At 44.1% G+C, this 14,930-nt stretch carries 14 protein-coding genes; 4 read left to right on the top strand and 10 right to left on the bottom strand.

Annotation, left to right across the window (positions count from 1 at the left end; genetic code table 11):
* Positions 1 to 60: 60 nt before the first annotated feature.
* The 4 genes from A3735_RS14215 to A3735_RS14200 all read right to left on the bottom strand — a co-directional run bounded on the left by A3735_RS14215 (position 61) and on the right by A3735_RS14200 (position 4,485).
* The gene (locus tag A3735_RS14215) at positions 61 to 1,287 is read right to left on the bottom strand and encodes a glycosyl transferase (protein WP_068509482.1); all 1,227 of its coding nucleotides are present in this window, start codon (positions 1,285 to 1,287) and stop codon (positions 61 to 63) included.
* A 13-nt stretch (positions 1,288 to 1,300) separates the two neighbouring features.
* Positions 1,301 to 2,116, bottom strand: coding sequence for a mannosyl-3-phosphoglycerate phosphatase (locus A3735_RS14210; RefSeq protein ID WP_068509480.1), 816 nt, complete (start codon positions 2,114 to 2,116; stop codon positions 1,301 to 1,303).
* Positions 2,117 to 2,176: 60 nt separating this feature from the next.
* The gene (locus A3735_RS14205) at positions 2,177 to 3,082 is read right to left on the bottom strand and encodes a hypothetical protein (RefSeq protein ID WP_068509477.1); all 906 of its coding nucleotides are present in this window, start codon (positions 3,080 to 3,082) and stop codon (positions 2,177 to 2,179) included.
* Positions 3,083 to 3,246: 164 nt separating this feature from the next.
* Positions 3,247 to 4,485 carry a CsgG/HfaB family protein gene (locus A3735_RS14200; protein ID WP_068509475.1) on the bottom strand — a complete coding sequence of 413 codons (1,239 nt, stop codon included), beginning with the start codon at positions 4,483 to 4,485 and terminating at the stop codon, positions 3,247 to 3,249.
* Positions 4,486 to 5,080: 595 nt separating this feature from the next.
* Between A3735_RS14200 and A3735_RS14195 the strand changes: the two genes are divergently transcribed.
* Positions 5,081 to 5,668 carry a nucleoside triphosphate pyrophosphatase gene (locus A3735_RS14195; RefSeq protein WP_068509507.1) on the top strand — a complete coding sequence of 196 codons (588 nt, stop codon included), beginning with the start codon at positions 5,081 to 5,083 and terminating at the stop codon, positions 5,666 to 5,668.
* A gap of 22 nt (positions 5,669 to 5,690) precedes the next feature.
* Here A3735_RS14195 and A3735_RS14190 read toward each other — a convergent pair whose 3' ends face one another.
* From A3735_RS14190 to A3735_RS14175, 4 genes are all read right to left on the bottom strand, one after another.
* Complete coding sequence (locus A3735_RS14190) at positions 5,691 to 6,242, bottom strand: phosphatase PAP2 family protein (protein WP_068509473.1); 552 nt, start codon at positions 6,240 to 6,242, stop codon at positions 5,691 to 5,693.
* Complete coding sequence (locus tag A3735_RS14185) at positions 6,211 to 7,398, bottom strand: glycosyltransferase family 1 protein (RefSeq protein WP_068509471.1); 1,188 nt, start codon at positions 7,396 to 7,398, stop codon at positions 6,211 to 6,213. Before A3735_RS14185 ends, A3735_RS14190 begins: the two co-directional genes overlap by 32 nt.
* A gap of 186 nt (positions 7,399 to 7,584) precedes the next feature.
* The gene (locus A3735_RS14180; protein ID WP_068509469.1) at positions 7,585 to 8,013 is read right to left on the bottom strand and encodes a tetratricopeptide repeat protein; all 429 of its coding nucleotides are present in this window, start codon (positions 8,011 to 8,013) and stop codon (positions 7,585 to 7,587) included.
* Positions 8,014 to 8,054: 41 nt separating this feature from the next.
* Positions 8,055 to 8,357, bottom strand: coding sequence for a DUF6172 family protein (locus A3735_RS14175; RefSeq protein WP_068509467.1), 303 nt, complete (start codon positions 8,355 to 8,357; stop codon positions 8,055 to 8,057).
* A 358-nt stretch (positions 8,358 to 8,715) separates the two neighbouring features.
* Here A3735_RS14175 and A3735_RS14170 point away from each other — a divergent pair, with 358 nt between their 5' ends.
* Positions 8,716 to 9,711 carry a branched-chain amino acid aminotransferase gene (locus tag A3735_RS14170; protein WP_068509465.1) on the top strand — a complete coding sequence of 332 codons (996 nt, stop codon included), beginning with the start codon at positions 8,716 to 8,718 and terminating at the stop codon, positions 9,709 to 9,711.
* Between the two features lie 299 nt (positions 9,712 to 10,010).
* Here A3735_RS14170 and A3735_RS14165 read toward each other — a convergent pair whose 3' ends face one another.
* Positions 10,011 to 11,267 (bottom strand): DEAD/DEAH box helicase, encoded by a 1,257-nt coding sequence (locus tag A3735_RS14165; protein WP_068509505.1) that lies wholly within the window; start codon positions 11,265 to 11,267, stop codon positions 10,011 to 10,013.
* 201 nt (positions 11,268 to 11,468) lie between these two features.
* On the opposite strand from A3735_RS14165, the gene A3735_RS14160 reads away from it, so the two are divergent.
* The gene (locus A3735_RS14160) at positions 11,469 to 11,912 is read left to right on the top strand and encodes a DUF3010 family protein (RefSeq protein WP_068509463.1); all 444 of its coding nucleotides are present in this window, start codon (positions 11,469 to 11,471) and stop codon (positions 11,910 to 11,912) included.
* Positions 11,913 to 12,088: 176 nt separating this feature from the next.
* The gene (locus tag A3735_RS14155) at positions 12,089 to 13,699 is read left to right on the top strand and encodes an ABC-F family ATPase (protein WP_082865154.1); all 1,611 of its coding nucleotides are present in this window, start codon (positions 12,089 to 12,091) and stop codon (positions 13,697 to 13,699) included.
* 17 nt (positions 13,700 to 13,716) lie between these two features.
* On the opposite strand, the gene A3735_RS14150 is transcribed toward A3735_RS14155, so the two are convergent.
* On the bottom strand, positions 13,717 to 14,541 hold the full coding sequence (locus A3735_RS14150; RefSeq protein ID WP_068509459.1) for a DUF2971 domain-containing protein: 825 nt from the start codon (positions 14,539 to 14,541) through the stop codon (positions 13,717 to 13,719).
* Positions 14,542 to 14,930: the final 389 nt, after the last annotated feature.

Raw genomic sequence — 14,930 nt, 5'->3', positions numbered from 1 at the left:
CATGATAAATAACGTCCAGCAAGTGTTGAGCTTGCTGGACTAGAGCCGAGTATATAGAGTTCATTGTGAGAAAAACTCCTTATTGTCAGCCTCCACCGCTGCATATAGTCTTTCGAGAATATCGGGCTTGGCGCTAATAACTCTGTTCCAACTAGGAATGAAAGGGGTATCCATCGGCTTCTCGAGGAAGGCTTCACCAGCTTTCATGATGTTGTGAGCAAAAAGCTCGACGGCTTTTTCTTCCTGATGAATATCCAGCGACAAGCCATTCATCAAAGCATCGTTGTGATAAGTTTCGACAAAATCGAGCGCGATTCTAAAGTAGGTCGCTTTAATTGAGCGGAATGTTTCAGTGTTAAAGGTCTTGCCGTGAGTTGCCAGTTTTCTAAATAAGGCCTTTGAGATATCGATCGACATCTTGGATAAGCCTCCCTGATCATTTTCAGCTGACAAGTCCTGGTGTTTGTGGTCGTAAACATCGGCAATGTCTACCTGGCACAGCCTATTGTTGGCGTAGTTGCGGTGCATCTCAGAAAGCACACCTATTTCCAAACCCCAGTCGCTGGGAATGCGAATGTCGTTAAGCACATCTTTACGGAAGGAAAACTCACCGGCGAGTGGGTAACGAAAGCTATCCATAAATTGTAGATACTCTAATTCGCCATAGACTTTCTTTAAGGCTCGTAATAGCGGCGTTACCAGCAAACGGCTAACGCGGCCATTTATTTTGCCTTCAGCAACGCGAGCATAGAAACCTTTACAGAACTCATAGTTGAAGCGAGGGTTGGCAACCGGGTAGATCAGTCTTGCTAATAGTTCTCTGTCATAGGTAACAATGTCGCAATCGTGCAGAGCGACTGATTCAGATCGGTCAGACGCTAGCGTGTAGCCCATGCAGTACCAAACATTTCGTCCTTTTCCTAACTCTTTTGGTGCCAGGTTTAAGGCTTGTAATTCAGCATCAATCGCTTTGAGTCGTGGACCTTCATTCCAGAGGACGCGGTGATGTTGCGGTAATTGGCCAAAGAACTTTAAAGCGTGCCGGTACTGCGCCTCGTTAGCTCGATCTAAGCCAATAACGATTTCTGATAGATAGTCGGCACCTTCGAGGTGGCTGACGATCTTGGGTAGTGCCTCACCTTCGAGTTCGGAGAAAAGAGATGGAAGAATCAAGGACATGGGGCGTTGTTTACTAAAGCCCCTTAACTCATCTTCCAAATCATCCAGAGGGCGACGTGATAGGTTGTGTAGGGTGGTGACAATGCCGTTTTGATAGAAATCAGCCATAATGATTTTCTCTCTAACTGTAGATAATGTTGTTTACGCCTTGGGCCCAGCCTTTCGGGCCACAATGCTCGCTAACTTGGTAGCCACTAGTACGGGCTAAACTTGGTGGAGCGTGAGCTGGAGAGCGGATAATGAGCGCTCTATCAGCAAGCTCCAACATGGCGACATCATTAAGACTATCGCCAATTGCGAGTGTTTTTAAGTCGCAGGGAATGGAAAAATTAATGAACTGTTTGACCAGCCAAGATAAGGCTCGGCCTTTATCGTGATCTCCGTTCAAGCATAGGAAACGCCCTCCTTGAAGAACGGTGCCTCCCTTATTTTCCAGATAAGTAATGAAGGATTGCTTATCGGAATGATTGCCTAGCCATTGAATTGGCTCACTGTACTCGCGCTCATTCGCTTGCTTGGCTTGCTCGACGCTAAGCCCTGTTAGCTCGGCAAGCGCTTGCTCGCTCATCGCTGCAAAATGGTTAAATTGCTGCGGAAAATCCTTTTTGGCTTGTTCGAGAATACCGAGCCAGTGTTGACGTGTTTCTGATAAGCCATAAACCCAGTATCCGTTTTGCTCGTAGCAAGCTTCTGGTTTACAGGGAAAATAGTCCGTAGGGATCAAGACAGCAGCGCCATTTTCAACAATAAACGGTTGCTGGTTTTTGATTGCTTTTCTGAGCTTGAGCACCTCGGTACGAGTTTTACTGGTGGCAAAAATAACAGGAATATGATCTGCCTTTAGTTTCCCCAGCAAGGCTTTGGCTTCGGCATATTGATAGCTTTCATGGTCTAGTAAGGAGCCATCTAAATCAGTAAATATTAACCATTGCTTCATATTGATTCTCCTTTACTCTATTCTCTTCAATCAAGAGTTTAACTAACTTTGTCCTAGAGTTTAAATGTCTAAACCTCTAGGCATAAGGTGCTTTACAACCTTTCGTGAATTGTCCAGATTCAGTACGTGATGGCAGTGCTCAGGAAGGCAATCTAAACTATGTCTAGTCAGGCGCTCATAGTGCTGAATAAATGTTTCGACTTCCTCAGGGCTCATGATTTTGCTGTGTGTTTGATCCGTATCAAAAGAGCTTTTCTGACGAAGTTTCTCTTCTTGTTCCAGTCGCCACTGATATACACAGTCGAAGCTTGGCGCTTGTAACATGATCAAGCAATCAATTTGATTCCATAAAGACGGATAGTGGCTTGAGAGTTGATCGTTGACATATTGTCGCCAAGTGCCACTTTCGTCTTGTGTTGATTCAAGTTTGTTGATTGCTTCTTTAAGTCGCTCCTCAGCTTGAGCGGGGATCCCCAGACACCAGCCTTCCAAAATAATTATATCTAAAGGTGCTTCTACTTTTGGCCAGCTGCATTCTGGAAAGCGATCATCGGTAGCTTTATCGAATCGAGGTATAGAGATCTCTTGGTTGTGACTTTTTAGTGCATGCAGTGTATTCAGGGCCAAATTTAGGTCGTGGGTGCCGGGCACGCCTCGTGTTTTAAGCATGGGGTGAATGTCGCGTGCCAAGTGCTGGCGTTGGTCGTGCGTAAGGTAAAAGTCGTCGATAGAGATGGATAGACTCTTTAAACCTTCGGCCTGGAACGACAGGGAAAGGTAGTCTGCCAAAGTAGTCTTTCCAGAGCCTTGGCAACCATTTAATCCAACAATTATGGTTTTTTGTGCACCTTTATGGTGCTTGATAATAGTCTTAACCAGCGGGTCAAACCAAATTGAGGCCTGAGTTAAATAGGACTCAGGTAGCTTGTTGCCCTTTATAAATGCCTGTTTGTCAGCTGTCTTCATGGTAGGGAGCCTATCACTACTCAATAATATAAGTGGGATAATGCATTAACCGTTCCGGTTTTTAAGTTACGGAAGAAGCTTTTGATTGGATCAGGGGGAGACAGCTTTAAATAAGGAACCATGCCTCCCTTAAAACGTCTGGGAGGCATGGGCTAACTTAGCGCCTAACGGAACAGATTTTCTTCATTAACCAATTCAATCGCATTCAACTGATGGTAAATACTATCATCGTAGGCACCATTTGAGATGATGCGTTGTCTGTGACGCTCAAAGATCTTGTTGTACTTCATTATGCGGCTGCCATAAGCAGACCAGGCTTGCTCTTTGGCTTGCTGAGGCCATGATTCGAGTTCAATTTGTGCAGTTTCTAGTTGAGAAACATGCGGGCCTCCCCAAATCATTGACATGGCGAGTGCTCCCATACCGTGCATATCGGGGTGATTCTTCATAGCTTCAATTTGCTGGGGAGTCATTGAGGCAAATGTTCCCATATGCTCCACACTGCGCTTAAGTGCTTTGTAGTAATCTTCCATTGCGTCTTCATCGTAGTTGTCGACGCTAATATTTACATTACGTGTTCTAACATTAACGACAGGTGCTGCAGCAACGACAGGGGTGACAACAGGTGCAGTGTATTGCTGAGTTGCTTGGGGCATTGGGTCGTCTTCACCACCGATCGTTAGACGACCACCTTTACCTAGTCCGCCTTTTACCGTTTGGGCTTTGTATACGCGAAGAGCCTTAACCATTTCATTGAAGGAGTCAGCGAAGGCTGCGGTAACAACCTTACCTTCAGGAGTCTTAGAAAATCCACCTACGCCGACAGCAGCACCGCCACCAAATAGGCCGCCAAGGAAACCGAAGTCATTGTTTTCAGCGCTACCATTTGCCGAAGAAACCTGAACACCAGAACGGTTTTCGATAAGCGTTAAATTGGTTTCGGCTTCATTTGAACTCATTTGACCGGCCGCAAGCTTGCCTAGTGATCCGAAACTGCCAAGTACTGCGCCAAACCCGCCGGTTTTTTCTGCAAACAAGACAGAGGGGCTAAGTGTAAAATCAGCTGCTACCATTTGACCGCCGCCAAAATTACTACCAGAGCGCAGTTGACCAGAATTCATTAGTTGACGTTCACGGTTCATTGCATTCATTGCCGCGCCACGTTCAACGATGACAAAACAGTTTGATTGCTGAATCATGAGTCTTAGGACCGGGACAGTACTTCCTAGTCTTGGATATTGCTGTTTGTAAGTTCCCCACCATGGTAGTGAGGTATCTTCAAAGATAGACAGTGTGCCGAGTGTTTCTTCACACTTTTCGAGTTCTGTGTTGTTATCTACGCTACTTTCACCAGCAGCACTGCCAGTAACGACACCGCTTCCGCCACCACCTAGGGAAGGCATGGTGCTACAAGCAGATAGCAAGATTGATGCGATAGTTATGGATATAACGCTTATTGATTTGATGGGGTTAATTCCGACTTCCTTTTAAATATTCGTGATAACAATATTCAATGTCACATTATGGTTTTACCAACTAACGAAACATTTCCCTCTCTGCTCTATCGAAAAATTACCCTAGGGGCATACTACTTCGTAGTGAGTACTACTCGGAAAAAGACTGCATCGAGCACTGCCTATTATCTTGGCGCTTTTTGAGGGTGATCGAAATATTCTATAGAGCAAAAGTTACAAAAAAATTTCCGTTGCTGTAAGTAACTTGCAATACTATATAACTGTATATTCAGTAGAAAAAAACTCTTAGGATAAACAAAGTACCTTTGCTGAACGTTTTTAGAGGGCTAAATTTATTGGAGAACTGTTATGTTAAAACTAGCAATTTTTCAGAAAGCGCCTTTACTGCTTAACCGACTATAAACAATTGATAAAGCAATCCGTTCCGTTGAAGACGCTGCTACGTAAGGAGCGAGGCTTGTCATACTTTCCGAAGCGATTATTCCAGGTTTACTATTCAATTTATGAAGGAATCTTAAAAAATATGGCAGACTTGCTATTGGCATCTGGCTCCAGTCGCCGGAGAGAACTATTAGAACAAATCGGTGTTCCTTATCATAGTGCATCAATGGATATCGATGAGTCAGTACTTGAAGGGGAATTGCCCGACGCTTATGTAAGGCGCTTGGCTAAAGAAAAAGCCTTAGCAGGTCTCAGCTTTAATCCTGAAAAGACAGTTTTAGCTGCAGATACGACCGTTACGATAGACGGCACGATTCTAGGCAAGCCAGATAATGAACGCGTAGCATTTGAAATGCTAAAGCGTTTATCAGGAACAAATCATCTAGTGCTAACGGGTATCGCTGTGGCGAAGTTATCTGAGGGGAAAGCGGTAATTGAAGCTGATGTTGTGACAACAGAAGTGTCGTTTATGAAGCTGAGTGATCAGCAAATTAGGCAATATATCGCAACGGGTGAACCAATGGATAAGGCAGGTGCATATGGCATACAAGGCAAAGCGGCATTGTTTGTTGAAGGGATTGTCGGAAGCTATAGCAATGTAGTGGGCTTGCCTCTGGCCGAAACAGGGAAGATCTTACAGGCCTTCGATGTGCCTATTTGGCAGGAATAAGGTAAAGGCCAGTAGCGCTGGTTTAGAAGAGTACGGGGCTTAAGTAGTTTGCAATTGATGCCAGCAATATACCTAATCCCGCGCCACACAATACATCTGTCGGATAGTGAAGGCCGAGTACCATTCTCGAGAGGGCAATTAGAATAGAGAAGGGTACCAATAATACAGCGAACTCTGGCAGGTGCCATAGCACAACAGTCGAGAAGCAGGCCGCGTGCATTGTGTGTCCAGAAGGAAAGCTGTATTGATCTAAAGGTGCGCAGCCTTTATAGACATCTTTTGAGCGGATAAATGGTCGTTCTCTTACTAGTTTCTTTTTAAGTTGCTTATAGATCAGTAGGCAAGCACCGCCCGCCGTTATCATCAACCCTGATAAAAGTAGACCTTCTTCACCATATAAGATTGGCAGGACAAGCGCGAGACTATACCAGAAAACACCATCCCCTAAGCGGCTGATTATTGCAAAGAAGGTGTTAACCGTTTTAGTGCGACAAAAATGATTAAGGTACAGGCAAGCTGCAATATCCCAGCTATTGAGCTTATTAAATGCTGTTGATGTTTTGAGAGGATTCATGTGTCTCATCTCCTAGCCTTAAGGGTGGCTTTTCGAGTAACTTTTTGACGAACTGATTGACGATATTGTTCCAGGTAATTGTTTGTGCCAATTGATAGGCATTTTCACGAATTTTTTCCAGCTCGGAAGAGCTTTCGATTGCTTCCAGAGTCAATTGAATGAAGGCTTCGTCATTGTCTAAATTTGCGATATATGCCGAATTGCCATGGCTTAAGTGTTCCTTCGCAGCGGCGTCATTAAATGCAACGATACCCAGCCTGCTTGCCATTGCTTCAGTCACAACATTACCAAAGGTGTCGGTTTTGCTTGGAAATAGAAAAAGGTCTGCTGAGGCATAATACTTGGCTAGCTCTTCACCCGTTTTCATTCCAACGAAACGGATGCCAGGGTGTTCACTTTCCAAGGTTTTTCTTAAGGGGCCATCACCAACGACGACGAAAACACAGTCCGGATGAGTGGCGGTGACGTTCTCATAGGCCTTGATAGCCAAGGCAATATTTTTTTCTCCTGCAACTCGGCCGACATAGAGGCAAACGACTTGCCCATCTGTCACATGCCATCTTTCACGAAGGCGAGAACAGCGTTTACTTGGTGTAAACCGCGAAGAATCGATTCCGCGACTGAGCACACTGACATTTTCAAACCCTTTTCGACTTAGCCATTCCTGCTGTTTTTTCGTAGGCACGATCGTTCCACGTGTCTGGTTGTGAAAATACCTCAGGAAGCCAAATATTAAAGGTTCGAGAAACCCTAGGCCGTAGTACTTACTGTAGGACTGGAAATTAGTATGGAAGCCGCTAAGTATAGGAATATTCAGTTTCTTAGCTGCACGAACAGCTGAAAGACCAAGGGGGCCTTCGGTCGCGACATAAATGGCAGAAGGTGGAGATTTCTTCCATAGACTTACTAGCTTCCTTTTACAAGGTAGGCCAAACTTGAGCTCCTTGTATCTCGGTATAGGAAGTCCGGCAACTGTATAGGTCTCGCATTGATCACTTTCCACTGAGGCATCATCAGGATTCTGCTTGGGTCTGATGATTTGAGTGTAGATACCCTTATTTTGAAGTCCTTCAACCCAGTACTTCAAGGTATTGGCAACGCCATTTACTTCAGGGTAGTAGGTTTCAGTAACAATGCTCACCTTGATTTTTGTCATATCAATACATACTTGGATTTGTACAATTTATGTACAAACTATTCATGTTTGAAGTGACAGTTTGGTGACAAAAGGATGATGGTTTGATGACTTAGGGGCTTTGCCAGAACAGTAGAGTTCTGGGTGTCGCCACAAAAGTACTTATTGAAACTATCTTAAGGGCGAATAAAGTGTGCCCGGTTATGCTTATTCCATCGGGCTTGCTAAGGAATCAAGTAATTCGTTGATCTCTCGTTTAAGTGAGTCATCTTCAATTTTATTGGCGCTAACTTTAGCGTTTTGCAGGTTTTTGATTGCTTCCTCAGTCTGGCCGAGCTCGACCTGCAAGGTCGCCATTGAGTATGCCACTGAAGACATATGGTCTTTTGAATTAATATCGACAGACTTCTTTAGGGCCTTTTCATAAATGGCTATCGCATCGCTTAAGTCTTCTGAAAAGTCAGCTAATGTTTCCCATTGAACAGGGTGATCCTTATCTGTATCTTCATTATCTAGACAGATCGCCTTGAGTTCAGAGTAGAGCGAATCAAAGGTTTCTTGGTCATCTTTTTTCGCTGCTGCCATTAGCTTTTCTGCAAGCCCGTGGACGGCTTTATATATCTTGGTGTTCATCATTTCTTTTTACCTTTGAGTCACGCTGCCTTAGGGTTTACTGTCTAATATTCCTGTTGAATCGAATTGCCATCAGGTGAAACGGCTTTAGCAGTGATTTCCACGTAGATAGTCATAATGTTATTCGCAACCAGTTCATCGATATGGCTCATCAAAGAGGGCAGCTGAATTTCCACAGCCGCTTCTTCTGATTGACCAAACTTACAATCAAAACCCCAATATTTAGTGCCAGAAGGTAGAGGCTTCTTACGTTCCTTTTTGAGAAACTTTCTGATGTCATGTTTTACTGAGTCGACAACGCGAGGCACTTTGATTTTTGGGTGAGCTAATTGATAAGTTTTTTTCATCGGAAGTCCTGCTTGGGTGAGCGCTGTTTGCGCTAGAGAGTTTAAACTGTGGGCAGTGTAATGTTTATGCCGACATTCTACCATGACTTTGACATTTAGCTTGGATTCCTGGGTGTGTGGCCTCCAGCTTAGGGCATACTCATCTTGTTGGGTGGGTAGAGCTTTTTTGAAGGGCCATACTTGCAACTTTATTGATATATCGTCATTGATTGGCGATCTAGGTAGTTTATACTAGGCAGAATTTTATGAATTGAGTGCAGTCTGCTGAAAAATATCGCTGCGATAAGCAATTCACACCGAGCAAAATTGATTCCGGAAGCTTATTTCAAGGCTTCCATTTACAGACTTAGGAATAGTAATGGCCGCATTTGGAACCGTTTTCATGCCTAAAATGGCACTGGCAAGCTACGAAAACAATTCTTGGACCTCTTCAAGTATCATTTCATCCGATAAACTGGAATTACACCCGGGTGCCCATGTCTTGCATTATTCCAGTACATGCTTTGAAGGCTTGAAAGCATTTAAGCATAAAGATGGCAGCATTAATATTTTTCGTATGGATGCCAATGTTCAGCGTATGGCCCAGAGTACAGATTTATTATTCCTACCCGAAATTAACAAAGAACAATTAGGCGATATGATTAAAGAAATCGTCGGACTTTATGTAGAAGACGTACCTGAAGCGCCAGGTTCTATGTATATTCGTCCGACTCATATCGGCACGGAACCAAGCATTGGAAAAGCCGCGGTCTCTTCTGCGACGTCGCTTCTATATGTTTTGTTATCACCCGTAGGTGATTACTTTTCTGGTGGCGTTAAGCCCTTAAGGCTATTGCTAGAAGAAGACGGTATGCGTTGTGCTCCTCATATGGGAATGATTAAGAGTGGTGGTAACTATGCCAGTGCATTAGGCCCAATTGCTCGTGCACGCAACACTAACAATGCTGATCAAGTGCTTTTCTGCCCGAATGGTGATGTACAGGAAACCGGTGCAGCAAACTTCATTCTGATTGATGGAAACGAGATCATAACTAAGGCCTTGGATAGTTCTTTCTTACACGGCATTACTCGTGACTCAATATTAACGATTGCCCGCGATATGGGAATGACCGTGAGCGAACGTGATTTCACGGTAAGTGAATTGATTGAACGCGCACAAAAGCCAGGTACCGAAGCCGCGCTTTCTGGTACTGCCGCAGTATTAACGCCTGTTGGCACCTTAATTCATAATGATGAAGAAATTACAGTAGGTTCTGGTGAGGCAGGTGAAACCACCTTAAAACTTCGCCAGGCACTAAATGATATTCAATGGGGTAAGGCAGAAGATAAGTTTGGCTGGTTGCAGAAAGTCTAAGCCTTGATCATTGCGATGTAATATCGCATTGCGAAAAAGACGCGTATTGAACTGTTTCCTGTGTAGGGGATAAGTTGGTACGCGTTTTTTATATCATCCCACAGATGGGATAAACCTTTTCTCCCCATTTGGCCTCTTTTTAGCACTTCTAACTTGACTTGTGACCAGTGGTCACGGTTAAATAACTACCAGTTACTTATCTTATTTAGGCAAGGCCTTTCCTAATAAGCTGTGTTAGAACATCAAAGCGACTAGCGGTTTATCTCAACGCTAGGTTTTGACACAGCTCCTTTTTCCTCTTACTTTCGTTTCTTACCGTACGCTCTATCTTTTCGACGTTTCTTCTGAGCGGTGCGGGAATTCTTTTTCGATGTTTTAACTTCTTTTGTTAAATCAGGTTCATAGCCGGGTAACCACTGTTGCGGCAAACGTTCATCAAGCACGGCTTCAATTTCTTCTAGTAAATACTCTTCACCTAAGCTTAACAACGATATTGCCAGGCCTTCTTGGCCAGCTCTGCCGGTGCGCCCTATGCGATGAATATAATCCTCCGCAACGTAAGGTAGTTCGTAATTGATGACATACTTGAGCTGGTCAATATCCAGCCCTCGAGCAGCGACATCCGTTGCAACTAAGGCGCGTAGTTTGTTTTGCTTGAAGTCTTCCAGTGCACGCTCACGAGCGCCTTGAGACTTGTCACCATGAATAGCTGCCGTCTTGAGCCCATCCTTGATCATTTCTTTGGAGAGCTCGTCAGCGGCTTGCTTGGTGCGTGTAAAGATGAGTACCTGCTGCCAATTTTTAGAGCCAATTAAGTAAGACGTTAATTCGCGCTTGCGATCCTTGTCGACGGTGTAGACCATTTGTTCAACTTTCTTAGCGGCGGTATTGCGAGCATCGACTTCAATGAGCTTGGGGTCTTTTAATAATTTTTTGCTCAGATCGAAAATAGCCTGATCGAAGGTTGCAGAGAATAGCAGGGTTTGCCGCTGTTTAGGCATGCCCCTCAAAATACGATTTATATCATTAATGAAACCCATGTCTAGCATACGGTCTGCTTCATCAAATACTAGGAACTCAATGTGATTTAAGTCGATACACTCCTTCATGAGCAAGTCGAGTAAACGTCCAGGTGTAGCCACCACAATACTCACCCCCTTTTTGATAGCTTGTATTTGTGGGTTCAAGCTAACGCCGCCATAGGCGATAGCTGACTGAATATTTGTGTTGTGGCTGTAAGTATTTATGCTATTGAATACTTGTAGTGCTAATTCTCGTGTAGGTGTTAATACTAAGGCTTTGGGTGACTGGCAGGAGCTTTCTTCAATGTTGTCATTAATTGGCTTAAGGGTGTTTTGAGCATCAATAAGTTTTTGAATAATGGGAAGGGCAAAGGCTGCGGTTTTGCCCGTACCGGTTTGTGCCCCAGCCATCACATCGTGGCCGGCGAGAACTTCAGGAATAGCTGCTTGTTGGATAGGCGTTGCGTCAAGGTAGCCGAGCTCAAGCAGATGAGTCAATAATTGAGGGGAAAGACCTAGGGTTTGAAAGCTCATGGATATCTCGATTATTGATAGTGGGAAAATGGCGTGCAGTGTAGCGGCTTTATCTTGAACTTGATATATGACACCGCTAGGCTGTTTAATTCCGGGCTTTACTTGATCTGTCATGAAATCTATACGCCAACAGCTATTGATCATTTCATTAGCGTGCAGATTTACCTACAATGCAGCCATTCCTAATATTGAGATTTAGTTATGAAAGTATGTGGTGTTGAATTAAAGGGTAGTGATGCGATTATTTGTCTCTTGTCCATGGATGATGAGATATTCGATATCCCTGACTGTCGCGTAAGAAAAGTGACGCTAGAGAAGAGCCATAGTCTAAAGTACTTTCAGGCTACGTTTGCCAAACTGATGACAGACTATCAAATAGATACCGTAATTATTCGAGAGAGACCGACAAAAGGTAAGTTTGCCGGTGGTGCGATTGGTTTCAAAATGGAGGCTGCAATTGAACTGATTGATGGAGTCGATGTTCGCTTGATAACCCCAGTTGATATCAAAGCAGCTGTTAAGAAAAACCCTATCCCGGTACCTTTTGAAGAAACAGGCCTGAAAGTGATGCAAGAAGCCGCATTTACTACAGCTTATGCCTACCTTATGCGTAGACATTATGGTGTGGATGCAGAACAGGAGTAACGGCCAGGCTTACTTCGACAGTCTTGTATGTTTTATAGTCAATTTGTCTCGACTTTCTAGCCCCAAGTCTTTATAGTTCGCGCCCCTTTGTGCTTAAGCTTCTGTCACTCTTTGCTAAAACCGATTGAAAGACATTCAAGCTGAGCCTCTCACCTTCAAATACCTAGGACGCTCTCTTGATTTCTACCGCTAATATCACCATGCAGTTTGGTGCTGAACCTTTGTTCGAGAACATTTCAGCTAAATTTGGTAACGGTAATCGCTATGGTTTAATCGGGGCTAATGGTTGCGGTAAATCAACCTTTATGAAAATCCTGAGTGGTGAGTTAACACCAACGTCCGGTAACGTTTCTATAACACCAGGTGAAAAGGTCGGTGTACTAAGCCAGGATCAGTTTGCCTTCGAAGAGTACAGCGTTGTCGATGCAGTGATCATGGGTGATGTTGAGCTGTGGAAAGTGAAACAAGAGCGTGATCGTATCTACAGCCTACCTGAAATGTCTGAAGAAGATGGCATGAAGGTCGCTGAATTGGAAACGCAATTTGCGGAGATGGACGGCTACAGTGCGGAGAGTCGAGCCGGGGAAATATTACTATCAGCGGGTATTGCTGAAGAATTCCACTTTGGTTTGATGGCACAAGTTGCACCAGGTTGGAAGTTAAGAGTGTTATTAGCTCAGGCTTTGTTCGCGAACCCTGATATTTTGCTTTTGGACGAACCGACCAACAACCTGGACATTCATACCATTGAGTGGCTCGGTACGGTTTTGAATGAGCGAAAATGTACGATGATTATCATCTCGCACGATCGCCATTTCTTGAATTCTGTGTGCACGCATATGGCGGATATCGATTATGGCGAGTTACGTATTTACCCGGGCAACTATGAAGCCTTTACGGCAGCCTCAACACTAATACGTGAGCAACTATTTGCCGAGAATGCTAAAAAGAGTGCCGAAATTGATGAGCTTCAAGCCTTTGTTAACCGCTTTTCAGCCAATGCGTCGAAAGCTAAACAAGCCAGCTCTCGTGCTAAAAAGCTAGATAAGATAACGCTAGATGAAGTCAAATCGTCTAGCCGTTTAACACCTTCCATTAGTTTCAAGCAAGATAAGAAATTGCATCGCCAAGCCTTGGTGCTGGAAGACTTAGGTCATGGCTTTGACGGTGAGACACTCTTCTCGGGTGGTGACCTGATTCTAGAAGCGGGCGCAAAGCTTGCGGTGATTGGTGAGAACGGGGTGGGGAAGTCAACTTTCTTACGTTGTTTGATGAATGAGATTCAAGCCAATACGGGTGAAGTAAAGTGGGCTGAAAATGCCGTATTAGGCTACTGCCCGCAGGACAGCACGAAAGATTTCGACAGTGACCTAAACCTCTTTGACTGGATGTCTCAGTGGCGTACTGCAAAGCATAACGATTTAATGGTTCGCGGTATGTTAGGTCGAATGCTCTTTACCGAAGATGACGTTAACAAGAAAGCCAAAGTCTGCTCAGGTGGTGAGAAAAACCGCTTGTTGTTTGGCAAGTTAATGATGCAGGACCTAAATATTCTGATTATGGATGAGCCGACCAACCACATGGATATGGAAGCCATTGAAGCTCTGAACGAAGCGCTTAAAAACTTTGATGGCACTTTGATTTTTGTTAGCCACGACCGAGAGTTTGTCTCATCACTGGCAACACGCGTCATCGAAATTAAAGACCAGGGCTTGATAGATTTTCAAGGCACTTACGAAGAGTATATGGCTAACCAGGAAGCAGCTGAGCAAGTTAAGGTCGCTTAGTTCAAGTTGACTTTATCTCAATCAATGGCTGTGCGATGGAGTATATATTGGCCGGGGTCCAGCCGGCACTCCATAAGCTCAGCATGTCGGTAGCGTAAGTCAGTGCTCAAGAGGTTAACGAGCGCTTTTTTTAGTTCCGCTGTCATATTTGCCCCGCAGGTGACGGACTTGATCACCGTATTGGGGATTTTATGAAGGTGAATACTGAGTTCATCGACGTTTATGAGCTTGTCACTCACTGATGCCGGCCGTAATAAGCGCCACTCTTGCTCATGAGAAAAGTGTTCACTACGGTGAAATAGTGAAATGAAAGGATGTGAGTCTTTCAGCTTTAACGGACGCTCTGCACTATACTTCACTGGCTGAAACATTTGAGGGGCATCTCGGTATTGAGGGGCGGTAAAAAACTCATGAGTTTGGTCTAGTTCGATGACCATACCTCGGTGATTAGCCGCTTGATACTGCCAGAGTAGCGAGTTATCTGCTCTTTCAGATAAGCATAGCAGTGTTAGATTTTTCTGTTGTTTAGCCGACACTGTACTCACTTGCGGTACAGAACGTTGTCTTATTTGTGCTTCAATACTGGCTCGTTTGCTTTGGGATTGTTCTTCAAAATACTCAAAGCTCATCAGGCTTGATAAAGACTCTGGTAGCGCCGCGAATTGAGCTTTCAATTCAACTCTGAACTCTTCATCTGAAACAGCGATTGACCCATCAGGCTGATGATTAAGGGCTTCATTGCTAACGAATGGGTCCATCAATGATGAGGCTTCTAAGAAAGGTAGCTTCCCTTCTCGCAACCACGTTAAGCCTTTCTCGCTGCAGTATAAAAACAGGCTCACTTTCTACCTTTATAAGCGTATTATATTTAATGAAAAACCAAAGGGTCAGTTTAAAGTTTCAAGCACTAAAGCAAAGCAGAATAGCATAATCGTCGGGATGAAAATAACTGTAAGTTGTTTCCATCGTGGCCATTTATCAGCCTTTATAAACGCCACCAGGCATGAAATTAAAAATACGATCAGCACTAAAATTCTAAACATAAAGATCCTATGGCAGTTGTATGTAAGCTGCTTTTATGGTCAGGAAGTTGTTAGAAACTATAGCTTAGTTTTCGATTCCTACGATTAACCAAGGCGCATTGTTATCGCGGGTGTCTCTGGTTAAGTGCCAAAGATCTGTAATATCCTCTTCAACTCCTTCGGTTTCATCACTATAGCGCCCACTAAAC

It is taken from the genome of Oleiphilus sp. HI0061, assembly GCF_001635675.1.
The sequence above is the reverse complement of the archived record's forward strand: the minus strand, read 5'-3'. Positions and strand labels throughout refer to the sequence as shown.